Origin of the sequence: Paraburkholderia sp., assembly GCF_028283785.1 — a bacterium.
GTDB lineage: Bacteria > Pseudomonadota > Gammaproteobacteria > Burkholderiales > Burkholderiaceae > Paraburkholderia.
Genome location: NZ_JAPWKB010000021.1, coordinates 106105 through 131400, shown reverse-complemented (window position 1 = coordinate 131400; position 25296 = coordinate 106105). Strand labels below are relative to the sequence as shown.

The 25296-nt window shown below is 63.4% G+C and carries 21 protein-coding genes; 5 read left to right on the top strand and 16 right to left on the bottom strand.

What is annotated here, in order from left to right; all coding sequences use genetic code 11:
* Window positions 1–3: 3 nt before the first annotated feature.
* The 5 genes from PW947_RS30995 to PW947_RS30975 all read right to left on the bottom strand — a co-directional run bounded on the left by PW947_RS30995 (window position 4) and on the right by PW947_RS30975 (window position 6406).
* Window positions 4–963, bottom strand: coding sequence for a LysR family transcriptional regulator (locus PW947_RS30995; protein ID WP_299636685.1), 960 nt, complete (start codon window positions 961–963; stop codon window positions 4–6).
* A gap of 71 nt (window positions 964–1034) precedes the next feature.
* On the bottom strand, window positions 1035–2465 hold the full coding sequence (locus tag PW947_RS30990) for a M20 family metallopeptidase (RefSeq protein ID WP_299636747.1): 1431 nt from the start codon (window positions 2463–2465) through the stop codon (window positions 1035–1037).
* A 47-nt stretch (window positions 2466–2512) separates the two neighbouring features.
* Window positions 2513–3685: a porin gene (locus PW947_RS30985; RefSeq protein WP_299636683.1), complete on the bottom strand. Its 1173-nt coding sequence runs from the start codon at window positions 3683–3685 to the stop codon at window positions 2513–2515.
* A gap of 166 nt (window positions 3686–3851) precedes the next feature.
* Window positions 3852–5153, bottom strand: coding sequence for an MFS transporter (locus PW947_RS30980; protein ID WP_299636682.1), 1302 nt, complete (start codon window positions 5151–5153; stop codon window positions 3852–3854).
* 305 nt (window positions 5154–5458) lie between these two features.
* Window positions 5459–6406, bottom strand: a complete 948-nt coding sequence (locus PW947_RS30975; RefSeq protein ID WP_299636681.1) for a LysR family transcriptional regulator — start codon at window positions 6404–6406, stop codon at window positions 5459–5461.
* A 170-nt stretch (window positions 6407–6576) separates the two neighbouring features.
* Between PW947_RS30975 and PW947_RS30970 the strand changes: the two genes are divergently transcribed.
* The gene (locus PW947_RS30970) at window positions 6577–7269 is read left to right on the top strand and encodes an SDR family NAD(P)-dependent oxidoreductase (protein ID WP_299636679.1); all 693 of its coding nucleotides are present in this window, start codon (window positions 6577–6579) and stop codon (window positions 7267–7269) included.
* A 24-nt stretch (window positions 7270–7293) separates the two neighbouring features.
* On the opposite strand, the gene scpA is transcribed toward PW947_RS30970, so the two are convergent.
* The 3 genes from scpA to PW947_RS30955 are packed head-to-tail and all read right to left on the bottom strand — an operon-like array spanning window position 7294 to window position 11522.
* The gene (gene scpA, locus PW947_RS30965; protein ID WP_299636678.1) at window positions 7294–9387 is read right to left on the bottom strand and encodes a methylmalonyl-CoA mutase; all 2094 of its coding nucleotides are present in this window, start codon (window positions 9385–9387) and stop codon (window positions 7294–7296) included.
* Entirely contained in the window at window positions 9384–10226 is an 843-nt protein-coding gene (locus PW947_RS30960; protein ID WP_299636676.1) for a Pnap_2097 family protein, read from the bottom strand. The genes scpA and PW947_RS30960 overlap by 4 nt, the downstream gene beginning before the upstream one ends.
* Before the next feature lie 3 nt (window positions 10227–10229).
* On the bottom strand, window positions 10230–11522 hold the full coding sequence (locus tag PW947_RS30955) for an MSMEG_0569 family flavin-dependent oxidoreductase (RefSeq protein ID WP_299636674.1): 1293 nt from the start codon (window positions 11520–11522) through the stop codon (window positions 10230–10232).
* Window positions 11523–11859: 337 nt separating this feature from the next.
* On the opposite strand from PW947_RS30955, the gene PW947_RS30950 reads away from it, so the two are divergent.
* The 4 genes from PW947_RS30950 to PW947_RS30935 all read left to right on the top strand — a co-directional run bounded on the left by PW947_RS30950 (window position 11860) and on the right by PW947_RS30935 (window position 18306).
* The gene (locus PW947_RS30950; RefSeq protein ID WP_299636672.1) at window positions 11860–12948 is read left to right on the top strand and encodes a tartrate dehydrogenase; all 1089 of its coding nucleotides are present in this window, start codon (window positions 11860–11862) and stop codon (window positions 12946–12948) included.
* A gap of 308 nt (window positions 12949–13256) precedes the next feature.
* Window positions 13257–14363 carry a porin gene (locus PW947_RS30945; protein WP_299636671.1) on the top strand — a complete coding sequence of 369 codons (1107 nt, stop codon included), beginning with the start codon at window positions 13257–13259 and terminating at the stop codon, window positions 14361–14363.
* Between the two features lie 184 nt (window positions 14364–14547).
* A complete protein-coding gene (locus PW947_RS30940) occupies window positions 14548–17043 on the top strand; it encodes a glucose/quinate/shikimate family membrane-bound PQQ-dependent dehydrogenase (RefSeq protein ID WP_299636669.1) in 2496 nt (831 codons plus the stop codon).
* Between the two features lie 201 nt (window positions 17044–17244).
* Entirely contained in the window at window positions 17245–18306 is a 1062-nt protein-coding gene (locus PW947_RS30935) for a porin (RefSeq protein ID WP_299636668.1), read from the top strand.
* Between the two features lie 96 nt (window positions 18307–18402).
* Here PW947_RS30935 and PW947_RS30930 read toward each other — a convergent pair whose 3' ends face one another.
* The 8 genes from PW947_RS30930 to PW947_RS30895 form a co-directional block, all read right to left on the bottom strand.
* Window positions 18403–19410, bottom strand: coding sequence for an NAD(P)-dependent alcohol dehydrogenase (locus PW947_RS30930; protein ID WP_299636666.1), 1008 nt, complete (start codon window positions 19408–19410; stop codon window positions 18403–18405).
* An 82-nt stretch (window positions 19411–19492) separates the two neighbouring features.
* The gene (locus PW947_RS30925; protein ID WP_299636664.1) at window positions 19493–19789 is read right to left on the bottom strand and encodes a YciI family protein; all 297 of its coding nucleotides are present in this window, start codon (window positions 19787–19789) and stop codon (window positions 19493–19495) included.
* Between the two features lie 12 nt (window positions 19790–19801).
* Complete coding sequence (gene catC, locus PW947_RS30920) at window positions 19802–20086, bottom strand: muconolactone Delta-isomerase (protein ID WP_299636662.1); 285 nt, start codon at window positions 20084–20086, stop codon at window positions 19802–19804.
* Between the two features lie 81 nt (window positions 20087–20167).
* A complete protein-coding gene (locus PW947_RS30915) occupies window positions 20168–21496 on the bottom strand; it encodes a TIGR00366 family protein (protein ID WP_299636661.1) in 1329 nt (442 codons plus the stop codon).
* Between the two features lie 71 nt (window positions 21497–21567).
* Window positions 21568–22527: a 3-hydroxyacyl-CoA dehydrogenase gene (locus tag PW947_RS30910; RefSeq protein ID WP_299636659.1), complete on the bottom strand. Its 960-nt coding sequence runs from the start codon at window positions 22525–22527 to the stop codon at window positions 21568–21570.
* A gap of 2 nt (window positions 22528–22529) precedes the next feature.
* Window positions 22530–23231 carry an SDR family oxidoreductase gene (locus PW947_RS30905; protein WP_299636657.1) on the bottom strand — a complete coding sequence of 234 codons (702 nt, stop codon included), beginning with the start codon at window positions 23229–23231 and terminating at the stop codon, window positions 22530–22532.
* A 58-nt stretch (window positions 23232–23289) separates the two neighbouring features.
* Window positions 23290–24342, bottom strand: coding sequence for a cyclase family protein (locus PW947_RS30900; protein ID WP_299636655.1), 1053 nt, complete (start codon window positions 24340–24342; stop codon window positions 23290–23292).
* A gap of 79 nt (window positions 24343–24421) precedes the next feature.
* Entirely contained in the window at window positions 24422–25165 is a 744-nt protein-coding gene (locus PW947_RS30895; protein WP_299636653.1) for an IclR family transcriptional regulator, read from the bottom strand.
* Window positions 25166–25296: the final 131 nt, after the last annotated feature.

Below are 25296 nucleotides of genomic sequence, written 5' to 3'. Positions count from 1 at the left end.
CCCCTACCGTCCCCCCTTCCCCGTATCGCTATACCGCATCCCCGCAGGCAACCGCCCTTCCACCCCATCCTCGAGCTTCCCCCGCAACCGCCCGATAAAATCCCTCGCCGTCGCCGTCAACAACGCCTCACTCGCATAAGCGAGGTACATCCCGACCCGCGGCGGCGGCTCGACCAGACTCAGCAACCTGATCTCGCCCGCCGCCGCACGTTGCGACAACAGCGGCATCGCCAGCGATGTAAACACCGACACCGCTTCCATCTGCATCGCCAGATCGAGGTAGAGATTCATCGCGGAACACCGCATCGTTCGTGCGGGCAGCGGCAGTCCGTACTCGCCGAACAGCGTCGCGACAAAGCTCGACTCGTCGTCCGGCGAATCGAGCAACAGCCACGGCAACGTATGAATCTGCTCGACCGACAGCCGGTCACTGCCCTGATACGACGCGGCAATCGTCAGTTGCACATCGAGTTCGTACAAACGCTGCCACTCGAACGCGGCATTCTTCGGCTCGCCGTATTGCGTGAAAATCGCAACGTCGATCGTGCCGTTGCGCAGTCCGTCCGCGATGTTCTCGCCACGCCACTCGATCACCTGCAACTTCACCGCCGGCCGCGCGACGGTCAGCTCGATCAGCGAGTCGGCAAGCGCCCGCGTCGACGCAGGCGGCGTGACGGCGAGCGTCAGCTGGCCGCCCAGTTCGCCGCGCGCGGTCTGCGCGTCTTCGACGATGCGCCCGACTTCACGCTGCACGACCAGCACCCGTTTGAGCATGTGATGCGCGAACGGCGTCAACGTCGCGCCGTTCGCCGACCGGGTCAGCAACTGCATGCCCAGCTCGACCTCCAGTTCCCTGATGGACCGGCTGATCGCGGGCTGCGTCAGGAACAGACGGCGGCCCGCTTCATGAAGGCTGCCGGCTTCGGCAACCGCCCGCAGCGCTTCGAGTTGTCTCAGCTTCACAGGGCTCCCAGATCGTGTCGGTCAGGAACATAGCTTAGCGGGACAAAAATCGATCCGGGCGCGTGCGACCGTCAGGCCGCCGACTTCGGCAGCGGTGGCTTCACGCCCTCCGGAATCGGACACACATACGGCTCTTCCGCGAGGCGCTCCGCCAGCTCCGTGCGCGCCGCCGCGAGCAGCAGCGGATTCGTGTACAACTCCAGCGCGGTGGCCGCCATCGTCTTCGCCGCGAGCACCATGCCCTTGTGCGCGATGGCGCTCTTGCCCTGCGCGACCCACTGCCACGAATGCGGCGACGTGCCGAATGCAAAGCACGCGGTCATGCACTGCACCGTCGGCGTGACCCAACTGACGTCGGCGACGTCCGTCGAGCCGCCCATCTTCGACGGCCGGTCGTTGTCGAGCGCGTCGATGCCGTCGAACAGCGCCTTCGGTTGACGCCACGCCGCGGCCAGCATCCGCCCCGACATCTCGATCTCGTCCGGACGCGTCGTGCGATGGATCGACTCCGCGAATTCCAGCTCGGCACTGTCGTACTTCGGCGCGCCGAATTCCTTCAGTTTTGCATGCATCAGTTCGTTCAGCGTCGTATTGCGGATCAGGTTCGAGCACGCCGAATGAACCTCGATCTCCAGTTCGCAATCGGTCATCATCGCCGCGCCTCGCGCGATGTTGCAGACGCGTTCGTACAGTTCCTGTGCATCGCGATTGCGCGGCGCGCGGATCATGTACAAGGCCGCTGCATTCGGCTGCACGACGTTCGGCGCGACGCCGCCCGCGTCGGTGATCGCGTAGTGCACGCGGGCGTCCGGAATCATGTGCTCGCGCAGAAAGTTCGTGCCGATGTTCATCAGTTCGAGTGCGTCGAGCGCACTGCGGCCGAGATGCGGCGACGCGCCCGCATGCGCGGCGACGCCCTTGAAGCGGAAATACGCCTGTTTGACCGCGAGACTCTCGATGTTCATGATCGTGTTGGCGACGCCGGGGTGCCACGTGATCGCGGCCGATACGTCGTCGAACAGGCCTTCGCGCGTCATGAAGGTCTTGCCCCAGCCACCCTCTTCGGCCGGACAGCCGTAAAAGCGCACCGTACCTTCGAGGCCGTTGCGCTCCAGCGCATTCTTGACGGCGACGGCCGCCAGATGCGCGCTCGTGCCGAGCAGATGGTGACCGCAGCCGTGACCGTTACCGTTGACGATCTCGCTCGACGGGCAGCAACTGATCGCGAGGCTTTCCTGGGTCAGCCCGGACAACGCATCGAACTCGCCGAGTATGCCGATCACCGGGCCGCCCGAGCCCGCTTCCGCGACGAACGCCGTCGGAATGCCGGCGACGCCTTCGCGTACGGTAAAGCCCGCCGACTTCAGAAACGCAATATGCGCGGCCGCGGATTTCTGTTCGGTGTAACCCAGTTCGGCGTATTGCCAGATATCGTCGGACAGCTGTATGTACTTGTCCTTGCTGCTTTCGATGAAGTCTTGAACCATGTCGATCGACACAATATGCTCCTCAGTCAGGGTGGCAAAAAAGGATGCGCGACGCACGCGCATCAGAATTGATGGTTGACGCCGAGCGTGACGCTCGTCACGGTCCGTCCGGCTGCGGGCGCGGGCGATCCGCTGTCGTAGTTGTAGGTGACGCTCGAATGCGGGCCGTTGCGCATCAAGCCGACGCGGCCGTACAGCGATGTGCGCTTCGACAGGAAGTGATCGATGCCGAGCGTCGAGCCGTACGCGTAGTTGCCCGAGATGCTGGTATCGCGAAACGCCGCCGTCGCGCGCAACAGATCGACGCCGAGCCACTTCTGCATCCCGATCAGGTAGAGACTGGCAATCGCGTTGCCTGCCATCTTTGGCACGTAGCGGATATACGCACCCTGCGCGACGAACGGGCCCACATCGACCATCACGCTGGAGAGATACGTGTCGGTGCGCTGCGTCGGCGCGACGGTGCTGGTGCTGCTGGCGCAACTGCCGCTCATCGACGGATCGCACCAGCTCTGGCCGAACGCGAGCGTCACGCTGGTGCGGCCGTCCGCGTAAGACACCATCGCCGAACGCTGGTGGACGGCGGGCCCGACGGTCTGGTCGCCCTTGAACGAATAGCTCACATCGATGCCGAACGGCCCGAAGCGCGGCGAGATATAGCGCAACGTGTTCGGCAGGCGGCCAAGCGCGTCGCTGCTCGCGCCGACACCGAGATCCGATGTGCCGAGAAAATACGTGTAGACGGATTCATGCGCGACACCGAGAAACGGATCGGCGCCCAGCGCGGCCGCACCGGCCGACGTGTACTGACGTCCCGCGAGCAGTTCGCCGTAGTGCGGGTTTTGCATCCCAACATACGACGCGCGATTGAACAGCGAGGTCGAATCCTGCGCCGCGCCGCGATTGGACAGAAAGCCGTTTTCGAGGCGGAACAGCACCGTCCACTGATCGCCGATATATTCCTGCCCGTAGAAGCCGAACTTCGATGTCAATGCGCCGCCCGACTGCACGCGCTCGATCGTGTCGGGACCGGCCTTCGTATAGTTGAGGCCGGTGTCGATCGTGCCGTACAGCGTCACGAAGCTGCGTTGCGGCGCGACGCCCAGCGTTTGCGGGCCCAGTCCGCCGCCCCAGTAACCGTACATCGACTGCATCTGCGTGATGTCCGCGTAGGCGCCGCCAGGCGCGCCGACGCATAGTGCAACGAATAGCGCATGCCACTTCCACGTCTTCATTACCGATCTCCGCTTGCGTATGTCGTGTCGTGAACCGTCGGGACAACGGCGCGAACCGTCCTCTCGCCCATCGCGCCGACGCGATGTCGATTCACTTCGTGTTGTTGGAAAAATCAGGACACAGCGCCGGACCGATGCAACGGCGTCGTTGCCGTCCGCCGCGCGATCAGGCGCGTCTGCCGCGCTCGGGCAGACTTGCGATCGCGCAGAAGGCGACCACGCCGCACGCGAACATGTAGATCGCAAGCGACAGCGGGTTGCCGGTCTTGCCGAGCAGCCAGGTCGCGATGAATTGCGCGGAGCCGCCGAACAGCGCGACACCGATGCTGTAGATCACCGACAAGCCGCTTGCACGCACGCCGGCCGGGAACATCTCCATCAGCAGCAGCAACAGCGACGCGCCGCCCAGACTGCTGATCGCCGTCAGGATCGCCGTCACCGCCAGTGCGAGCGGAACGCCGGGATACGCGTTGATCAGCCAGAACGCCGGATAGACCAGCAACGCGGTGAGTGCGACGGACGTGAGCGCAATCGGCTTGCGTGCCACGATGCGGTCGGCGAGACGTCCGGAGACGAGGCTCATCACGAACATCGTGCCGCCCGATACGCATCCGGCCATCAGCGACAGCGAGGTCGGCAGATGCAGGACGCGCACCAGATAGGTCGGCATGAAGAACACGATCAGATACATACCGACCGTCCCCGCGACGATCGACAGCACGCCGCGCACGATCTTGCTGCCGTGTGCGGAGAACAGCGTCGCCAGCGGATGCGATTCGGCGACGGTGTGGTCGAGCGTTTCGTCGAGATGCGCGCGGATATACAGCCCCACCGGCGCGATCAGCAGACCGAGCAGGAACGGCAGGCGCCAGCCCCACGACTCCAGCGCGAGCGGCGACAGGCTCGCGTACAGCACCGCGCCCGTCAGCGCGCCGAGCAAAGCCGAACAGCCCTGGCTCGCGCCCTGCCAGCTGATCCGGAAACCGCGGCTGCCGAAGCTGCCCGCTTCCATCAGCATCGACGTCGATGCGCCGATTTCGCCACCGAGCGAAAAGCCCTGCAGAATCCGCCCCGCGACGATCACCAACGTGCCGAGCGCGCCCGCCGTCGCATAGGTCGGCGCGCACGCAATGCACAGCGTGCCCGCGACCATCAGCGAAATCGTGAGGGTCATTGCTGCCTTGCGGCCGCGCCGGTCGGCGAAACTGCCGATCACCAGCGCGCCCAGCGGCCGCATCACGAACCCGATGCCGAACGTGCCGACCGCCAGCAACAGCGAGCTGTACGCGCTGTCGGCCGGGAAGAACAGCTTGCCGATCAGCATCGCGAAGAAGCTGTACACGGTGAAGTCGTACATCTCGAGCGCGTTGCCGATCGAACATGCGGCGATCGTGCGCCATTGAGGCGTCGAGCGGCGAACCGGGCTCACAGCGGAGTCGGCGGAGGACGGCAAGGTGAGGTTGGTCATGGGTATCGAGCGAGAGCGATTGCCGTGGGCAAGCAGTCGGCCGCACCGTGTCGCGGTGTCGGCTTCGTGCCTGGGATGAATCGAGTATTCGGGCATCAAAAAGATCTGCCTATTCACATTTTTTTGGGCCGATAACTTTTTTTCAGCAGACACGACGACACGCGTTAGCGGCACGGCGCAGGATCTGGCGACAACAGACGTGATCCCGGCGACGTGCCCGGCAATGCAGATGGGTGCAATACGGATGGGAGGCGGTGCGGATGGCGCGCCGGACGGGACGCTTTAATTGCCCTCGCTCTGGACGGTCAGCTTGCTACGGACGTTCCAAGCGGCATCTGCCGACGACACACCGACAGCACCAGCTGCCGCAACCAGCGATGCACCGGGTCCACTTCCAGACGCGGATGCCACATCTGCGAGACCGATATCTGCGCCGTCGCCACGGGGAGCTCGAAAGCGAACGTCGTGACGCACGCGTCGTCGGCTTGCGGCGTTGCATGAAGGCCCAGAAACGATGCGGGCACGAGTGCGATCAGATCCGACGCGCGCGCGATAGCGAGCGCGGCCGGAAAACCCGGCACCACGGCGACGATGGTGCGTTCGAGACCTGACGCCGCCAACGCTTCATCGACCGGCCCGCTCGCGCGTTCCCGTCGCGACGCGACGACATGGCCGAACGCAACGTAGCGTTCAGCGGTGACAGCGCCGTCGCGTTCCAGCGGATGGCCCTTTCTGACCACCCCGACGAACCGGTCCCGGAACAGCAACTGAAGGCGCACCTCCGGGCCCATTTCCGACGCCACGCCAATTTCCAGATCCGCCGATCCGTCTCGCAGATGCGTGGCGGTTTTCTCCAGTTTCGGCGCGAAACGCAAACGGACGTGCGGTGCCACCTCGGTTGCCGCCGCGATCAGCGACGCGCCGAATGCTTCGACAAAGCCGTCGTTCGCGCGAATCGTGAAGCTTCGGCGCAACGTCGGGAAATCGGGCTCCGTGCCGGAAGGTCGAAGCACGGCGCGCGCGTCATGAACCGCGGTGTGAGTGCGCTCACGGATAGCTTCGGCATAGGGCGTCAGGACCATATTGCGTCCGGCGCGCACCAGCAACGGGTCGCCGGTCGCGGCACGCAGCCGGGTCAGCGTTCGGCTCATCGCCGACGCACTCAGCCCCAGTCGACGCGCAGCGCCCGCCACGCTTCCATCGGCAAGCAGCGTATCCAGCGCAATCAGCAGATTCAGATCGGGTTCGGACATGCCCGATCCTAACATCGCCAATCGGGACGAGGCGTCCGGTGCAGGTTATCAATGCAGCGGCGGCGTCTTCCGCCCTGTCCCACGCGTGGCTATATTGCCTGGACCGTCCCGCTCATCACGCGCGTTATTTCCACGCTGCGTTCGCTGCGTCATTTATCGGAACAGATCCCATGCAAACCTCGACTTCACAAAAAACCGTCCTGCTGATCGGCGCATCTCGCGGTCTCGGCCTGGCGATGACCGACGCATATCTCAAACGCGGCTGGCGCGTGATCGCCACCGGACGGGCGGCGTCCACGGACAGGCTCCGCCAGCTGGACGGCGCACTGGAGATAGAGACGGTCGATATCACGCTGCCCGACCAGGTCGCGGCGTTACGCACGCGGCTGGCGGACCGGAAGCTGGACCTGCTGTTCGTCAATGCGGGCGTCAAGAACGACGATCGCGAAACCATCGCCGACGTATCGACCGACGAATTTATCCGCGTGATGGTGACGAATTCCCTCAGCCCGATGCGAGTTGTCGAGGCGTTTCAGGACCTGGTCAAACCCAGCGGAACGATTGGCGTGATGTCGTCCGGACAGGGCAGCGTCACGAACAACGTCAATGGCAATTACGAGGTCTATCGCGGCAGCAAGGCCGCGTTGAACATGTTCATGCGCAGTTTTGCGGCCCGTCACGCCGACGATCCCCGCACGCTATTGCTGATGGCGCCGGGTTGGGTACGCACCGACATGGGCGGTCCCGGCGCGCGTTTGAGTATCGACGACAGCATCCCGAACCTGTTGAACACCATCGACGCTTACGAAGGACGCTCAGGGTTGCATTACCTGGATTACCTCGGAAGAGTCGTGCCGTGGTGAGCGGCCGGGACATACCACAGGCATTCACACGGCTTCGACGGCCACACTTCGTAACAGGTGCTGCTCACGTATCAGCGCCGTCAGCGCGTGAACCACCGTTTCGATCCGTGTGCCAGGACCGAACACATGCGCCACGCCGCGATCCAGCAAGACCGGAACATGCGACGCCGGAACGATGCCGCCGACAATCACGCCGATGCGCGCATCGCACGCGTCCAGTTCGGCAAGCAACTGCGGCACCAGCGATAGATGCCCGCCCGCCAGCGTCGATATGCCGATCACGTCCGCTTGCCGTGCCACCGCCGACGTCACCGTCGTCGCGACGGACTCGAACAGCTGCCCTTCGGTGACGTCGAAACCGGCATCGGCCAATGCAGTCGCGACGACTTTCGCGCCGCGATCGTGGCCATCCAGTCCGAGCTTCGCGATGTGAATGCGCGGCCGGCGACCGAGTTCACGTGCGAGCAGTTCGAGCGCGTCGCACGCATCGCGCCATGCACGGTCGCCATGTCGCGCGTCGCCGTATTGGCCCGCGCCGCGCGTCGAAGGCGGCACATACCGTGGCCATACGACTTCCAGCGCCTGCGTGCATTCGCCGACCGTCGCACGCAAACGGATGCAGTCGATCGTCGCCGCGAGAAGATTGCCTTCGCCGCTTCGCGCGCACGCCGTCAGCCGTTCGAGACTCGCGACCACGGCGGTGCCGTTTCGGCGGCGACGCACATCGTCGAGACGACCCGCCTGAAGCGCGCGAACGTGCGCGTTGTCCACTTCGCGACACGTCGACGGCGCATCGGAAGTCTGATCTTCAAAGCAGTTCTCGCCGACGATCTTGCGCTTTCCCGAATCGATCTGCGCCTGGGTCGTCGCCGCGCACTCGCGGATGCGCCGTTGTGCCCAACCGGATTCGACGACGGCCAATACGCCGCCTTGCGCGTCGATCTCCGCGATCAGCGCTTCCGTGCGCGCGACGATATCGGCGGTCAACGATTCCATCATGTACGACCCCGCCCACGGATCGACGACATCGCAGACGCCCATTTCGTGCTGGAGGATCAGTTGCGTGTCGCGCGCGAGTCGCGCGGACGATGCGTCCGGCAATGCAAGCGCCTCGTCGTATGCGTTGGTATGCAAGGATTGCGTGCCGCCGAACACCGCCGCCAACGCCTCGATCGCGGTGCGCACGATATTGTTGTGCGGCGTCTTCGCGCCCAGCGACCATCCCGACGTCTGGCAGTGCATTCTCAACGCGACGGCTTTGGCCGTGACCGCGCCCAGTTCACCGGCGATACGCGCCCACACGATGCGCGCCGCCCGCAGTTTCGCGATTTCGACGAAGAAATCCGTGCCGACGCCAAAGAAGAAACTGATTTGCGCGCACACCTGATCGACCGTTCGACCGCGCTCGCAGAGCGTCGTCACATACGCGCGCGCATTCGCAACGCTCAGCGCAAGTTCGAGCACCGGATCGGCGCCCGCTTCCTGAAAGTGATAGCCGGACACCGACAACGCATTGAAACGCGGCATCTGTTCGGCCAGATAACCGGCGACATCCGCGACGATACGCATCGACGGTTCCGGCGCGTAGATCCACGTATTGCGGACCACGTACTCTTTCAGAATGTCGTTCTGGATGGTGCCGCTGAGTGTGTCCGCCGCGACGCCGCTTTCCTGCGCCGCCACGATAAACGCCGCGAGCACCGGCAACACCGCGCCGTTCATCGTCATCGAAACCGACACGCGGTCGAGCGGAATGCCGTCGAACAGCCGCGCCATATCGTCGGCCGTGTCGATTGCGACGCCCGCCATGCCGACGTCGGCATGGGCCGCTTCGTCGGTGGAATCGTAGCCGCGCTGCGTCGGCAAATCGAACGCAACCGACAAGCCCTGCGCGCCGTTGTCCAGTGCCGTGCGAAACGCGAGATTGGAATCCGTTGCATCGGCGTAGCCCGTGTATTGCCGGATCGTCCACGGCTTTTCCGTGTACATCGACGCATATGGACCACGCACGAACGGCGCTTCGCCGGGCATGCTGTCGAGATGCGCGATGCCGCCAAGATCGTCCCGGGTATAGAGAGGTTTGAGCGGTATCGTTCGCGACTTTTGTTTGCCGTTCATTCGCGTCTCCAGCGCTTTTTCGTCACGACGTCGGCAATTTTCCGGCCGTCGCTCGCGCGTGATATTTCGCACCAATGAACCAGTGCCTCGTCATTCACCGCGTGCGCGGAGAAGCGCACATCGAGCGAGTCGCCGACGTTGATATTGCCGTGAAAAAACATGTCGCGGCGCGCGGTAAGCGGCGGATTGAGAAAGCGGTGAACCTGCCATTCCGCACGATCGACATACGCGGCAAAGCTCGCGAAGTACAGAAAATCCGCGCCGTTGAAATCGTTGTTCGGACAAGGGGTGAACGTGACGGCCGGACCGTTGCCGGATGCGTCGCGCGCGATGTCCGCCATATCCACGATGTCGCGCAGGTCGCCATTGCGGATACGCTTGCCCGCTTCGCTCATCGTCACGGCATCCGCCGGCAGCGGCACGATATCGCCCGCGAGCGCCTTGAACGCCGCGCGCACCACCGACCGGTTGTTGCCCGCCTCGACACGATTGACGAAGGTGGACATCATGCTCAGCGTCGCGACCGTGTGCTGCGAACCGGCAATACGATGCGTACTGAAATGACGCACCGGCCCCACCCGGCACAACGTGGTGTCGATATCGAACGTGTCGTTTTCGTCGATACCGTCCAGCGCCGCTCCGCGCAAACTCAGCGCGGTGAATGCGGCATACGAGCGCCGTCCGTCATCCGCGATAAAGTCCGGCACGCGACGCGCCGTATCGGCGGCGAGCGCTTCCCAGTGACGGTGACCGCATTCTTTCAGCAGCCAGTTTTCCGACAGTCCCGTCAAACTCAGATGCGGCATGCCCGCACGATAATGCCCCGTGGATTGCTGCATCGGCTAGGCCGCCAGCGCTTCGGCGCCGACGTCGCGCGCCGCGCAGATCGCATCGACGATGTATTGCGCATCGCGTGCGATGCCCGAGAAGCGACCCGAGCCCCACGTATGCAACCACGGCAAGCCGACGAAGTACACGCCGCGCACGCCAGTGACGCCGCGCTGATGCACGGGCTGTCCGCGTCCGTTGAAAACCGGCGCGTCGAGCCAGCCGAAGTCAGGCCGGAAACCGATGCACCACACGATCGACGTAATGCCGCTCGCGTCGAGATCGAGCGACGTGCGTTCGCCTTGCGGCTGCCATACCGGCGCATACGCTTCACCGGTCGGCGCATCGATCCCTTGCCGTTCGATATAGCTGTCGATGCTGCTGTTGATGCGGTTGTAGGTGTCGTCGGCATCGTCGAGATTCGCGGATAGATTCGGCGCGAACACGAGCGCGCCGTCGCGCAAATCGCTGAGCGAGCCGAACAGTTCCATGCCTTCCTGCGCAAAGCGGCGCAAGTCGATATCCCGTCCGCCGTCGCGACCGGTGACGTAGTGATTGGTGTTGTCACGTACGCCTTCGCGCAACGGATGTTCGTCGACGGACATATCGTAGTAGCGCATATCGGCGAGCCAATCCACGACGTCACGGCCGCGATAGAAGCGTGCGCAACGCGGCGCCTGCCCCACCGCGAGAAACACTTTCTTGCCCGCCAGATGCAGGTCTTCCGCGATCTGTGCGCCCGATTGCCCCGAGCCGACCACGAGCACCGCGCCTGCGGGCAACGCGGCCGCATTGCGGTATTCGGACGACTGAAGCTGCACGATGCGCGCAGGCAGGCGCTCGGCCATCCGCGGCACGATCGGCGTGTGATAGCCGCCCGACGCGACCACGATCTGATCGGCGGTAAATTCGCCTTGCGTGGTTTTGACGGTGTACACGCCGTCGATCCGGCGCGTGACCCGTTCCACCGAAGCATGCTCGATCACCGGCGCGTTGACGCTGGCAATAAAGCCGTCCAGATACGCGATGATTTCGTCCTTCTTCATAAAGCCGTGCGGATCGTCGCCGCGATACGGATACCCCGGCAACGCGCATTGCCAGTTCGGTGTCACGAGACAAAACGCGTCCCATCGCTGGTTGCGCCACGTATGCGTCACGGTCTCTTTTTCGACGACCAGATGATCGATATTCGCTTGCTGAAGAAAGTAGCTGACGGACAGACCCGCCTGTCCGCCGCCGACAATCAGCACGCTGAAGTGGCTCGCATTCGAAGGGCGTGGCTCGATTTCACTGAGTGGCTTTGACATGATCTTTCCTGATTGACTAAACGGGTCGCGACGCGGAATCTCTGCTGACGATGCGAGTGCTTTATCGCAACAGGTATGCCAATCAGACGACGCGATCATGCGATCACTACGCAATCAATAAAATGGAAAGACGGCGACGCGTTCGGGAATTTCCGGACTGACGAGCGTCGTGCGCGACACTCGACTACGTTCGCAACGCGCCAGAACGTCCGATACGCACAGCGATCGCACGCCGACGCCAAGCGATGGTGCATCGTCACCCCGAAAGCGTGCACCGATGCAATCAATCCAATCAGGCACGCGATAAGATGCGATCTGCAACCATCAAGGAGATTTCATGACCAGCACTTACCGGATCGCCGTGATTCCCGGCGACGGCATCGGCGTCGAAGTGATGCCCGAAGGTTTGCGCGCACTCGAAGCTATCAGTCAGCGCTTCGGCATCCAGTTCGATTTCCGCCACATCGAATGGGCGAGCTGCGACTACTACGAGCAGCACGGTCAGATGATGCCCGACGACTGGAAAGCGCAACTGCAGGATTGCGATGCGATCCTGTTCGGCGCGGTCGGCTGGCCCGATCGCGTGCCGGACCATATCTCGCTGTGGGGCTCGCTGCTGAAGTTCCGCCGCGAGTTCGACCAGTACATCAATCTGCGCCCCGCGCGTCTGTTCGAAGGCGTGCCGTCACCGCTCGCAGGACGCAAGGCAGGCGATATCGATTTCATGATCGTCCGCGAAAACACCGAAGGCGAATATTCGTCGGTGGGCGGCACGATGTTCGAAGGCACCGAGCGCGAAGTGGTGATGCAGCAGGCCATTTTCACGCGTCACGGCACCGAGCGCGTGCTGAAGTTCGCGTTCGAACTCGCGCAGCGTCGCGAGAAGAAAATCACCGTCGCGACCAAAAGCAACGGCATCTCGATCAGCATGCCGTGGTGGGACGCGCGCGCCGCCGAAATGGCCGCGCGCTATCCGGAGATCACGTGGGACAAGCAGCACATCGACATTCTGTGCGCGCGCTTCGTGCTGAACCCGGACCGCTTCGACGTGGTCGTCGCCTCCAACCTGTTCGGCGACATCCTGTCGGATCTCGGCCCGGCCTGCACCGGCACGATCGGCATTGCGCCGTCGGGCAACCTGAATCCCGAGCGCAATTTCCCGTCGCTGTTCGAACCAGTTCACGGCTCGGCGCCTGACATCGCCGGCAAGCACATCGCCAATCCGGTCGCGATGATCTGGTCGGCGGCGATGATGCTCGACTTCCTCGGCCACGGCAAAGGCGTCGAGCGTGAAGCACACGACGCGATCCTGTCGGCCATCGAAAGCGTGCTGAAAGAAGGTCCGCACACCGGCGACCTCGGCGGCAACGCCAACACGGCCGAAGTCGGCAAGGCCGTCGCGGCGCGCATCGCGAAGACTCACTAGCACGCCATACTTAAATTCGGGCAATCGCCCGTCTTTCGCGCTGAAAATCCGGCAAATCCACACAGAACCATTAAAAGGATTGCCGACTTTCAGCGCGATCGTTACAGCGTAGGATGCAGTCCATTGCGACATTCGGACGCTGTTTGGAACCGGTTCCAACTATAATGCCGTTCGCGAAAGCAGCCTATGGCGACTCTGCCGCGTTGTCTTGACTGCGCTGGCTTCGACGCCTCGCGCGGCAGCAACGTGGTCTGCGGCGATCCAACGCCTCGCTCATTAAAACGTCATTCACTGCGGAAAGCAGGTTCATGAAATTACGCCTTGGAACGATCAGTTTGCTGCTCGCGGCCGCACCGGCCGCGTATGCGCAAACGAGTGTCACGCTTTACGGCCGCCTCGATGGCGGCATCGAATACCTGAATCACGTCGCCAACGCGACCGGCGGCAATGCGAGCCGCTGGAGCGCGGAAGGCGGTGATTGGGGCACCAGCATGTTGGGTTTGCGCGGCACCGAAGATCTCGGCGGCGGCCTGTCCACCTTGTTCAACCTCGAAACCGCGTTGCAGGTGATGGACGGCACGAGCGGCGGCGGCAAGATGTTCTCGCGGCGCGCGTTCGTGGGTTTGAAGGACGAGACCTGGGGTCAGGTGCAAGCCGGCCGCAACCTGTTCATCGACAGCGACGGCGTGTGGGAATTCGACCCGATGGTGCAGCAGGCGGTGTCGTCGGCGTCGCTGGTGCGCGGCCGCAACTGGCAGCAATCGAGCAACAACGTCGAATATCACAGCCCGGTGATCGGCGGTTTCGACGTGCAAGGTCAGTACGCATTCGGCAACCAGACGAACGGTTTCAACCGTGGCGCATCGGATGATTTTGGCCGCTCCGACGGCGTCATGCTGACCTACCATTCTCCTGTAGTCGACGTACGCGGCATCTACGATGAACTGCGCGACTCGAACGGCCGGTTCAGCAATATCTTCACGTCGTCGCGCGAGTTTTTCGTCGGCGCGAACGTGCGCGTGCAGAAGTTCAAGTTCCAGGCGGCTTACACGCATTATTCGGCACCGGACAGCCCCGCAGGCGTCGCCGACAGCGCCGATCACTACTGGCTCGGCGCAACGTATCAGGCCGATCAGCGCTGGGCAGTCACTGCCGCCGGCTTTTACATCAAGGTCGGCGACGGCGCCGGCGATGCGTCGCACGATCCGTCCAGCCACGCGATGCTCTATGCGCTCAGCACGACCTATAACCTGAGTAAGCGCACGTTCCTGTACGGCACGGTCGCGTATCTGCGCAACAGTTCGCGCGGCACGTTCTCGGTATTCGCGAATGCCCGCGACTCCGATTCGTCCACCAGTCCGATGGCCGGCGAATCGCAGACGGGTGCGTACATCGGGATGATGCACACGTTCTAGTACCCGTTTGGCCCATCCGTTGCACACTGTGCGACGGGGCAGGAACGAGCAGTGCTAATGCAGCGGTCGTGCAACGTATCGCAGATCGCTTTTTTCACTGGGGCATACAGATGCGGCAGGTTTCACGCGTTATCTGTGACGCCCCGGCAGTCTCAACCTTATAGAATTTCAAGAGGTCTACATCATGCAGAAGCGTGCATCATTAGACGTAGCCCGTCTCCTGAGTGTCCTGTTCGCTGCGTTATCCGGCTTGTATCTGCTGGTCGGCGGCGTCTGGCTGACGGCGACCGGCGGGTCGCTGTATTACGTCGTCGCCGGTATTTTCATGCTTGCGGTGGCCGTGCTCATCCAGCGCCGCAAGCCGCTCGCGCTCGGGCTCTATGCGTTGCTGCTGCTTTGCACCATCGTATGGTCGTTGTGGGAAGTCGGTACCGACTTCTGGGCGCTCGCACCGCGTCTCGACGTGCTGGTGATTTTCGGCGTGTGGCTGTTGCTGCCGTTCGTCTATCGCAGCTTTATCGCACCGGCCAAATCCGCGGCGACCCTTCTCGGCGCGTCGCTGGTCATCAGCGTCATCGTGCTTGCGTATGCGGTCTTCAACGACCCGCAAGAGATCAACGGCACGCTGAGCACCGCCGACGCCGCTACGGCCGCGTCCGGCGCGGCCGCTTCGCCGTCCGACGCCGACTGGCCTGCTTATGGCCGCACGCAACACGGCACGCGTTACTCGCCGCTCAAGCAGATCACCGCGGACAACGTGAAAGATCTGCAAGTGGCGTGGACGTTCCGCACCGGCGACATGAAGCGTTCGACCGATCCAGGCGAAATCACCGACGAAGTCACGCCGATCAAGGTCGGCGACATGCTGTATCTGTGCTCGCCGCACCAGATCCTGTTCGCGCTCGACGCAGCGACCGGTAAGGAAGTGTGGCGTTTCGATCCGAAGCTGAAGACCGATCCGAGCTTCCAGCACGTGACGTGTCGCGGCGTGTCGTATCACGACTCGACCGTTGCAGCCGCTGCAACGAGCGCGGCGCCGGTTGCCGCGAGCGATGCGGCAAGCAGCGCGTCCGACAGCGCCGCTGCGGCGACGCCTGCCAGCACCGGCGACAACGGCCAGACGTCGGCTGCGACGGCCACGACGCCGGCGATCTGCGCACGTCGCGTGATCCTGCCGGTCAACAACGGCCATCTGTACGCGCTCGATGCGAAGACCGGCCAGTTGTGCCCGGACTTCGGCAATCATGGCGATCTCGATCTGCAAGCGGGCCAGCCGGTCACGACCGCCGGTCAATATGAACCGACGTCGCCGCCCGTCGTCACCGACAAGGTGATCGTGGTTGCGGGCGCGGTCGAGGATAACTACTCGACACGCGAGCCGTCCGGCGTGATTCGCGGTTTCGATGTCAACACCGGCAAGCTGCTGTGGGCATTCGATCCGGGCGCGAAAGATCCGAGCGCCGTGCTCGGCGAAGGTCAGCACTACTCGTTCAACTCGCCGAACTCGTGGGCGCCGTCGGTCTACGACGCGAAGCTCGACCTGGTCTATCTGCCGATGGGCGTGACCACGCCGGACATCTGGGGCGGCAACCGCACGCCCGAACAGGAGCGCTTCGCAAGCGGCCTGCTCGCGCTGAACGCGACCACCGGCAAGCTGGCGTGGTTCTACCAGACCGTCCACCACGATCTGTGGGACATGGACCTGCCCGCGCAGCCGACGCTCGCCGACATCACCGACCAGTCGGGCAATGTCGTGCCGGCCGTGTACGCGCCGGCCAAGACCGGCAACATCTTCGTGCTCGACCGTCGCACCGGCAAGCCGATCGTGCCGGCGCCTGAAAAGCCGGTTCCGCAAGGTGCCGCGCAGGGCGATCACGTGTCGCCGACGCAGCCGTACTCCGATCTGACGTTCCGTCCGAGCAAGAAGCTCACGGGCGCGGATATGTGGGGCGCAACGATGTTCGACCAGCTGGTCTGCCGCGTGATCTTCCAGCGCCTCGACTACGACGGCACGTTCACGCCGCCGTCGGAAAAGGGCACGCTGGTATTCCCGGGCAACCTGGGTATGTTCGAATGGGGCGGCCTCGCGGTCGATACCGATCGTCAGGTTGCGATTGCCAACCCGATCGCACTGCCGTTCGTGTCGAAGCTGATCCCGCGCGGTCCGGGCAACCCGATCGAACCGGGTGCCAACGACAAGGGCGGCAGCGGCACTGAATCAGGTATCCAGCCGCAATATGGTCTGCCGTTCGGTGTCGAGCTGAATCCGTTCCTGTCGCCGCTCGGCTTGCCGTGCAAGCAACCGGCATGGGGCTACATCTCGGCGGTCGATCTGAAGACCAACGCGATTGTCTGGAAGAAGCGCATCGGTACGGTGCGTGACAGCTCGCCGCTGCCGTTGCCGTTCAAGATGGGTATGCCGATGCTCGGCGGCCCGATGACCACGGCCGGTCACGTGTTCTTTATCGGCGCCACCGCCGACAACTATATCCGCGCGTTCAACACGAACACCGGCGACCAGTTGTGGGAAGCGCGCCTGCCCGCAGGCGGCCAGGCCACACCGATGACGTACGAAGCGAACGGCAAGCAGTTCGTGGTGATCGCAGCCGGTGGTCACGGCTCGTTCGGCACGAAGCTGGGCGACTACCTGATCGCCTACGCGCTGCCTGACAAGAAGTAAGCCTTGTAACACCATCGGGCGAGCGCGCGAAAGCGTGGCTCGCCCGAAACAGCGCATGCGACAATCGATCGTCGGATGCGCCGACAACTGATCGTTTCACATCGCGCGTACGTGCAAACGTCGCGCGCGATGCCCCGGCCGCGCCGCGCAATCTTGTGCGGCGCGGCCGCTTTTATGGTTCGCCCGCGAGGCAACGAAGTCATGCGTCTGATTCCCTCTTTTTCCTGTCGTACGCCCAACCGCGCGCGCAAGCGACCCGTCTGCGCGGCGGCGGTGTTGCTGACGCTCGGCACGGGTGCGCAATACGCGCACGCGCAAAGTTCGGTCGCGCTATACGGCGTGATCGACACCAGTATCGAAGTGACCAATCCCGGTTCGTCGTGGACGCCACGGATGGATTCCGGCGCGTATCGCGGCTCGCGCGTCGGCCTGCGCGGCTCGGAACAGATCAGCGCGGATACGAAGATCCTGTTCGACATCGAGAACGGTTTCAGCTCCGCCGACGGCACGCTGGCAACTGCGGGCACGCTGTTCAACCGGCAGGCGTGGATCGGTGTCGGTGCGCCGTGGGGCGAGTTGCGGATGGGTCGCCAGTATTCGCCGATCTACATCCCGTTCAAGGGACAACTCGACGCGTTCGGCGCGGGCACGATCGCGTCCGGGCTGAACAACCTGTCGAAGATCACGCCGTACACCGACAACGGCCTGACGTATCTGTCGCCGAACTTTCATGGTTTTACGACGACCTTGATGGTCGCCATGCGCGATAGCGGCGATGGCAACGGGCTGTCCGGCAACTACGAGACGTTCGCATATCGCAATGGTCCGTTCCGCGTGTCGTATGCGCATCAGCAGACGCACGGCGACACGGGACTGCGCGCGAATCTGGGCGGTGTGTCGTACCGGATCGGCAAGACCACGGCGTTCGTGTCGTACTTCAATGGCGATGGCGGCTCACCGCGTTATCACGACGACGGCATGTCCGTCTCGGCGCGCTACGCGATTTCGACGCGCTTCCGGGCGTCGCTGGGCTACACGTATATGCGCGACCGGTCGGGAGCCGACAACAACGCCGATCAGTTCAGCGCCGCATGCGAGTACGACGTGTCGCCGAAACTGATGCTGTATGCGAGCGCCGCAATGCTGCGCAATCATGGCGACGCCGAATTCACGCTGCGCGGCGTCAACGTGACGGGACTCACGCCCGCTTATCCAGGCGCGCCGGTTCGCGGCGTGCAACTTGGAATGATCGACCGCTTTTGAGCGGCAATAAAAATGCCCTGACGGAACACGATTCGATCCGTGTCCGGCCAGGGCATCAGGCTAAAGCGCCAGGCGTCAGGCGCTACTCGCTCACGTTCAGATCGACACGCAGATCTTGCCGAAGTGCGCGCCGGCTTCTTCGTGCCGGAATGCGTCGGCGAGATTCGCCAGTTCGAAGGTGCTGTCGATAACCGGTTTGATGCCGGTGGTTTCGAGCGCACGAATCATCTCCAGCTGTTCGTGCCGGCTTCCGACGATCAGCCCTTGCAGCCGCTGATGTTTCGCCATCAACGCCGCCGTCGGCACCTGACCGCCGCGGCCGGTCAACACGCCGATCAGCGCGATATGTCCACCGATCTTGCATGCGGTGATCGATTGCGGCAACGTGCCGGGACCGCCCACTTCGACGACGTGATCGACGCCGCGTCCGCCCGTCAGTTCGAGCACCGCGCCGCCCCACTCCGGATTGGTTTTGTAGTTGATCGTATGGTCCGCGCCGAGCGCGCGCAGCTTCGCGAGTTTCGCATCCGACGACGACGTGGCGATCACCGACGCGCCCATCGCCTTTGCCATCTGCAACGCGAAAATGGACACGCCGCCGGTGCCGAGCAACAGCACGGTTTCACCGGCTTTCAACTGACCGTCCACCACGAGTGCGCGCCAGGCGGTCAAACCCGCCGTGGTCAGCGTCGCGGCTTCGGCATGGCTATAGCCGTTCGGCGCGCGCGTGAACCAGTGCGCGGGGAGCACCACCGCTTCGCGTGCGTAACCGTCTACGCCGTCGCCGGGTGTGGTCGAGAAATCGGCGATCGGCGGCGGGCCGTTTTCCCAGAACGGGAAGAAGCACGACACGACGTGGTCGCCGGTCTTGAATGCCGTGACGCCCGCACCGACCGCTTCGACGACGCCCGCGCCGTCGGCCATCGGAATGCGGTTTTGCGCCGTGGGAATCATGCCCTTGACGACCGCGTAGTCGTGGAAATTCAGCGAGTTCGCGTGAATGCGAACCCGGATCTCGCCCGCGTTGGGCTGACCCGGATCGGGCAGATCGACGAGCTTCAGGGTATCCAGCGTTACGGGTGAACCGACTTGGACGGCTTTCATGACGAACACGCTCCTTCAATGCAGAGCGTGCAGTTTACGCCGGTCCCCGCGTTTGCGTATGCCGCTACAGCGTCTACAACGCCTACAGATAGCAGGTGCCCGCGACATAGGCCTTGCGCCAGCGCGTGATCGTCACGCGCTCGAACAGACCGGCCTTCGAAAACGGATCCTGTTCGATAAAACGTTCGGCCGCCTCGCGGCTGTCCAGATCGACGACATAGAAACCGCCGCCCGCGTTGGTGCCGTCGTCGTTCAGTTTTGCGCCGCAGGCCAGCAGCAGGTCGCTATGGTCCGCGAGAAACGCCAGGTGTACGCCGCGTTCGCGCGTGCGGACTTCGGCATGACCCGGTTTGTCGAAGGTTTCGATGATGTACGGCATGCGCGGCTCCGGTCAGTTTTGTGCAATCGCCGACGGATGCTGCGCGAGCGGCGTCACGTCGATGGCCATATACGGAAACAACGGCAGCGCGCTGAGCAGGTTGTGCAGTTCGTCGTTCGATTCGACGTCGAACACGCTGTAGTTCGCATACTGTCCCGCCACGCGCCACAAATGCCGCCACTTGCCTTCGGTCTGCAGCTTTTGCGAGAACGCCTTTTCTTCGGCCTTCAGGCGATCGGTAAAAGCCTTGTCGGCATCGACGGGAATCTGAACCAGCATGTGAACGAGAAACAGCATCTTCACTCTCCAATGAGAAAAAACATCGCCGGGACGCGCCTGTTCGGCAGCGTCCCGGCGTCAGTAAGTAACCCGGCGGCGTTAGCCCCAGGCCAGAATCGCAACCGTATACACGATACCGATCCAGACCATCATGATCACGGTGTAACCCATGATGTCCTTCAGCTTGAGCTTCGACAGCGCGAGCGCGGGCAGGATCCAGAACGGTTGAACCAGGTCGTTCCATGCATTGCCGAGCATCACCGCGGTGGCCGTATGGCCGACCGACGCGCCGATCGTCTTCGCCGCTTCGATCATGAACGGCCCCTGAATCACCCAGTGACCGCCGCCCGAAGGCGCGAAGAAGTTGATGACGAACGAGCTGATGAGCCCCCAGAACGGCAGCGTTGCAGGCGTCGCGATCTTCACGAAGTAAGCCGACAAGGTATTGACCAGCCCCGACGACGCCATCACCGCCATGATCCCGGCGTAGAACGGATATTGCAGAATGATCCCGCCAATCGTGCGAATGCCTTCATTCAGCTTTTCGACGTAACGGATCGGTGTACCCAGCAGGATGATGCCGAGGAACAGGATGATGAAGTTGATCAGGTTCAGGTCCATCGAACCGCCGCCGCGGAAATACAGCACCACGTAGGCCACGGCGATCGCACCAATCAGGTAGCTCAGCAGGCGGCTGTTGTTCAGACGGCTGGCAAACGTGTTGCCGTCTTCGACGTCCACGACCGGCGCGGCCGCTTTCGATTCCGCCTGGAGGGCGAGATCGATTTCCGTGACCGGTTGACCCGGCTTCGGATGCAGCCATGCGTTGAGCAGCGGCAGCGTGACGATCACGACCAGACTCGTGATCAGCATGGTCGGCGAGAAGATCGTTTCCGACAGCGGAATTACGCCCATTTGCGCTTCGAGCGGATGACCCTTGGTCGAGATCAGCACCGGAATACTCGCCGACAAACCCAGCCCGTAAAGCGTAAAACCGCTATACGCCGACGCGATGATCAAAGGATAGTGCACGCCCTTGATGCTCATCGCGAGCTTGCGCGCCACGATCCCGCCGATCACCAGACCGAAGCCCCAGTTCAGATAACTGCCGATTCCGCCCACCAGCGTCGCGACGATCACGGCCATGCGCGGATCGTGCACCTTCGCGACGACGCGATCGAGGAAACGCTCGGTCAACGGTGCGGTCGCCAGCACGTAACCCATGGCCAGAATCACCGCCATTTGCGTCGTAAACGCCAGCAGCGCCCAGAAGCCCTTGCCCCAGCTCGCGGCCAGCGCGGTCACCGCCTGCCCTTGAACCAGCACGGCCAGCACCATCGTCAGCAAGGTCAGGCCGATAGCGAACACGAACGGGTCCGGCAAATACCGGCGCATCAGTTCGGTGAAAAATGCGGTGATTTTCTGCATGTGACTGTCTCTTCTTTCAGGTCGAATATAGTTATCGGGTCATGCACGGGCCCGCGCGGCGGCGGGCGAATTCAGGAATCGTTTTGCGCCTGCTCCTTGCGATACCGGGCCAGATTCATCAATGCGCGGTCGCGCCATGCGACGCGTCGATCCCACTCGTCGAGCGGCAAGCTTTCGCGTCGCGCGGCTTCGACGCCGGCCACGAGTTGCGGTGTCCACGGATCGTCCTGACCGCGTTCCGCGCCCATGCGCGCGTACGACGGTCCCATCTTTTGCGCGTGCGATGCGATCCCGCCGCGCGTATTCAGATCGACGGTTTCGAACGGACCGATCACCGACCAGCGCAAGCCGAGTCCTTCGCGCATCACGGTGTCGATATCGTCCACCGACGCCACGCCATCGCGCACCAGACAATAGGCCTCGCGCAACACCGCGCCTTGCAGACGGTTGAACACGAAACCTTCCACTTCCTTCGCGACGCGCACCGGCTTGAGTCCGGCATCGCGGAACAACGCCACGGCGCGGTCGATCGCGGCTTCGTCGGTGAATGGCGCGGGCACGATTTCCACTACGGGAATCAGGTAGGGCGGATTGCCCGGATGCGCGACGAGACATCGCGCGCGACCCGGCAACGTGTCGTCGACAAACTTCGACGTCGCGAGAAACGACGACGCACTCGCGAGAATCGCGTGCGCGGGCGCAGCACGATCGAGCTGGATAAACAGATCACGTTTGATGTCTTCGCGCTCGGGCGCGCACTCCTGAATCAGATCCGCGCCGGCAGCGGCGGCGTCGAGCGACGCGACGATTTCCACGCGCGCCGCAACTTCGGACGCGGCTTCGTCGAGCAGGCCGAAACGGGTCAACTCGTCGAGCCGTTGCACGATCTCCGCATGCGCCACGTCACGTCGTGCGGCAGCCGGATCGAACAGCCGCACCCGCCAGCCCGCCTTGGCAAACACCACCGCAAACGCGATGCCGATACTGCCGCCGCCGATAATCCCCGCGCGTCGCGCCGACTGCCCGCTCATCGTCAGACTCCCGCGACGCCGACGGTCATGCCGCCGCAGACGTACAGCACCTGGCCGGTCACGAAGCCGCTGCGCGCATCGAGCAGATACGACGCGGCATGCGCGACGTCGTCGGGCGTACCGACCCGCTTCACCGGCACGCTGTCGATGATGGCCTGGGTACGCGGCGCGCCGGGCGGATTCGCGCGGTCGAACAGTTCCGTGCGGATCGGGCCGGGACCGATCGCGTTCGCGGTCACGCCGAACTCGCCGAGTTCGAGCGCCCACACGCGCGTCATGCCGAGCAGCGCCGCCTTGGTTGCGGAATACGCGGTGCGCAATTCCTTGCCGAGCGCCGCGCGCGACGACATGTTCACGATGCGCCCGAAGCCTGCGGCCTTCATGCCCGGCAACAGCGCCTGCATGCATTGCAGCGACGTGCGCACGTTCAGCGACCACGCGCGATCCAGTTCGTCGAGCGTCTGGCTCGCCGCGTCGGCGGGGACGACCAGGCCGACGTTATTGATCAGCCGCGTGATCGGGCCGCCCGCAAGCGCGCGTTCGAGTGCATGCGTCGTTGCTTGCGGGTCCGACAGATCGGCGATCAGACCGTCGCCCATGCGATCGATCACGACGACTTCGTAGCCGTCTGCCTTGCAACGTTCCGCGCAGGCGGCGCCAATCCCGACGGCACCGCCGGTGATCAAAACTCGTTCTTTGGCCATGATTCCGTGACTGGAGTGACTGGAAGTAAAAAGACGGCCGCGCGACCGCGCGGCATGCTCAAACGGTGGCGATCGGCGTGACCGGCGAGCCCATTGCTCCTGGCAGGCGCAGCGGCGGCGCGGTCAGCATGAAACGTGAGCGGCCATTGGCGCGCAACCACGTCGCGAGATCGCGTAGGTACCAGAGTTCGCCGAGCGGCAAACCCAGTTTGAACAGACAGTGATGATGCAGCGGCATCAACGGATGATCGCCGGGCGTCGCGGGCGGCCGCGCCGGGTAGCGTTCGACCGCGTAGTTATCGGCGGCGAGTGCGGCGATACCGGAATCGGTGATCCATTGCAGCAGCTTGCCGTCGCGTCCGTCGAGCGCGCAGCAATGGCTGCCGAGCACGGCTTCGTCGGGCGTGCGGTTCATTTCAAGCACCATTTCCGCGAAGCCGGTACGCAACACCAGCATGTCGCCGGATTCGATTTCGACGCGATCGGCGTCGATCGCAAACATCAGGTCGTCATAGCCGACCGTGCGATGCTCGCGACCGTAATGCGCGGCCAGATCGACCAGCACGCCTCGCCCCTGCATGCCCTTGACCGCGAGATTTTCGATGCCGAGCACGTCGGCGTGGCTGTGTTCGCCGCCGCACGCGTGCGGCGCGAAGTTGTCGTCGGCGCGATAGTCGATCGGTCCGACGATGTCCGCATTCGCGCGAAACCCGTTGTAGTAGACGCTTTCCGCGATGCCGTCGCCGTCCGCGTCGAAGCGTGCGCCGACGTGTGCGAGCGAGTCCCATTGGGTCGAATACTGCAGGCTCAGCAACACCTGATCGTCGCTGACGACGTCGGTGGCGCCCGCTTCGTTGCGTGCGAACGGGAAGTTCACATACGGCATGCCGTCCTTGAACGTAGGACGCAGCACCGGCGGATGACGCCGCACGTTGAGCTTGTTGTCGCCGGGAAAATCGAGCGGCAACGACAGACAGAAGGTCAGTCCGGCGCGAATCTCGCGCGCACCGGCCATCACCTGCTGCGAGCCGATCAGATTGGGACGCCCGAGTTGATCGTCGTCACCGAAAGCGCCCCAGTTGGCGCCCTCCGGTTTGTTCTTCCAGCGCATGCCGACATCCTTTCAGTCTTGCTTCTTCGAACGACCTGAACGGTGTGGACCATGACGCCGTGCAGACGTCATGCTGAATTCACGCAAGCAGGCCTTGCGGAATGTCCCCGTAGATCCTGAGCAGCGCATCGACCGCGTGCTCTTCATTTCTCAACAGACGCGCCTTCGGGCCGCCGATCACCAACGCGAACGCTTCGCCGTGAATCAGGAAACCGCGCGCAAGACCCGCGACGTCCTCGACGTTTTCGCCAGTCGAACGGTGCCAGCCATTGACCACGCCCTGCTCGACTTCCTGTTCGAGCGTCGTGCGATCGATCACCGAGCCATCCGTCGATGCCGTCAGCGGCTCGCAACTGTCCAGCAGCTTGCGGCGCGCGTCCGGCGCCAAAGCGCCGAGCAAGGCCTTGCCGGCCGCACTCGCGTGGACGTACATAAAGCCGCCGGGTTCGTCGCTGTAGCGGATTTTCTGGCGCGATTCCATCACGTCCAGATACACCACCCGATTGCCCGCGAGGGTCGCAAGCGCAGCGGTCTCGCCGGTCGCGTCGCGCAATGCGCTCAGCAGCGGCTGAAACAGCAGCGTCAACGGATCTTCGCTACAGATGTCGCGCGCCACGTGCAGCAGACGCTGCGTCGGGTAATAACCGGCCTTCACGCCCGGCGCATACAGGTAACCCTTCGCGACCATCGTCTGCAAAAGCGCATGACAACTGGACAACGGAATCTCAGTTCGACGCGCGATCTCGCTGTAGATCATCGGTTGCCTGACTTCGGCAAAGAGGTTGATCACATCGAAGACGCGCACTGCAGTTTTCACATCCATGAGAATATTATCGGCATTTCGACAGCAATGTGGCAATAGGTCGCGGGTTTACACCTACGACTCCCTTACGACGCTTCGCGGCACGTCGCAGCACGCCCTTGAATCAACAAGGGTTATCCCTGAATTGACGC

Excerpts from the sequence above, each read along its gene's own strand:
- PW947_RS30985 (WP_299636683.1), bottom strand. The coding sequence starts at position 3,685 with ATGAAGACGTGGAAGTGGCATGCGCTATTCGTTGCACTATGCGTCGGC.
- PW947_RS30980 (WP_299636682.1), bottom strand. The coding sequence starts at position 5,153 with ATGACCAACCTCACCTTGCCGTCCTCCGCCGACTCCGCTGTGAGCCCG.
- PW947_RS30975 (WP_299636681.1), bottom strand. The coding sequence starts at position 6,406 with ATGTCCGAACCCGATCTGAATCTGCTGATTGCGCTGGATACGCTGCTT.
- PW947_RS30970 (WP_299636679.1), top strand. The coding sequence starts at position 6,577 with ATGCAAACCTCGACTTCACAAAAAACCGTCCTGCTGATCGGCGCATCT.
- scpA (WP_299636678.1), bottom strand. The coding sequence starts at position 9,387 with ATGAACGGCAAACAAAAGTCGCGAACGATACCGCTCAAACCTCTCTAT.
- PW947_RS30960 (WP_299636676.1), bottom strand. The coding sequence starts at position 10,226 with ATGCAGCAATCCACGGGGCATTATCGTGCGGGCATGCCGCATCTGAGT.
- PW947_RS30955 (WP_299636674.1), bottom strand. The coding sequence starts at position 11,522 with ATGTCAAAGCCACTCAGTGAAATCGAGCCACGCCCTTCGAATGCGAGC.
- PW947_RS30950 (WP_299636672.1), top strand. The coding sequence starts at position 11,860 with ATGACCAGCACTTACCGGATCGCCGTGATTCCCGGCGACGGCATCGGC.
- PW947_RS30945 (WP_299636671.1), top strand. The coding sequence starts at position 13,257 with ATGAAATTACGCCTTGGAACGATCAGTTTGCTGCTCGCGGCCGCACCG.
- PW947_RS30940 (WP_299636669.1), top strand. The coding sequence starts at position 14,548 with ATGCAGAAGCGTGCATCATTAGACGTAGCCCGTCTCCTGAGTGTCCTG.
- PW947_RS30935 (WP_299636668.1), top strand. The coding sequence starts at position 17,245 with ATGCGTCTGATTCCCTCTTTTTCCTGTCGTACGCCCAACCGCGCGCGC.
- PW947_RS30930 (WP_299636666.1), bottom strand. The coding sequence starts at position 19,410 with ATGAAAGCCGTCCAAGTCGGTTCACCCGTAACGCTGGATACCCTGAAG.
- PW947_RS30925 (WP_299636664.1), bottom strand. The coding sequence starts at position 19,789 with ATGCCGTACATCATCGAAACCTTCGACAAACCGGGTCATGCCGAAGTC.
- catC (WP_299636662.1), bottom strand. The coding sequence starts at position 20,086 with ATGCTGTTTCTCGTTCACATGCTGGTTCAGATTCCCGTCGATGCCGAC.
- PW947_RS30915 (WP_299636661.1), bottom strand. The coding sequence starts at position 21,496 with ATGCAGAAAATCACCGCATTTTTCACCGAACTGATGCGCCGGTATTTG.
- PW947_RS30910 (WP_299636659.1), bottom strand. The coding sequence starts at position 22,527 with ATGAGCGGGCAGTCGGCGCGACGCGCGGGGATTATCGGCGGCGGCAGT.
- PW947_RS30905 (WP_299636657.1), bottom strand. The coding sequence starts at position 23,231 with ATGGCCAAAGAACGAGTTTTGATCACCGGCGGTGCCGTCGGGATTGGC.
- PW947_RS30900 (WP_299636655.1), bottom strand. The coding sequence starts at position 24,342 with ATGCGCTGGAAGAACAAACCGGAGGGCGCCAACTGGGGCGCTTTCGGT.
- PW947_RS30895 (WP_299636653.1), bottom strand. The coding sequence starts at position 25,165 with ATGGATGTGAAAACTGCAGTGCGCGTCTTCGATGTGATCAACCTCTTT.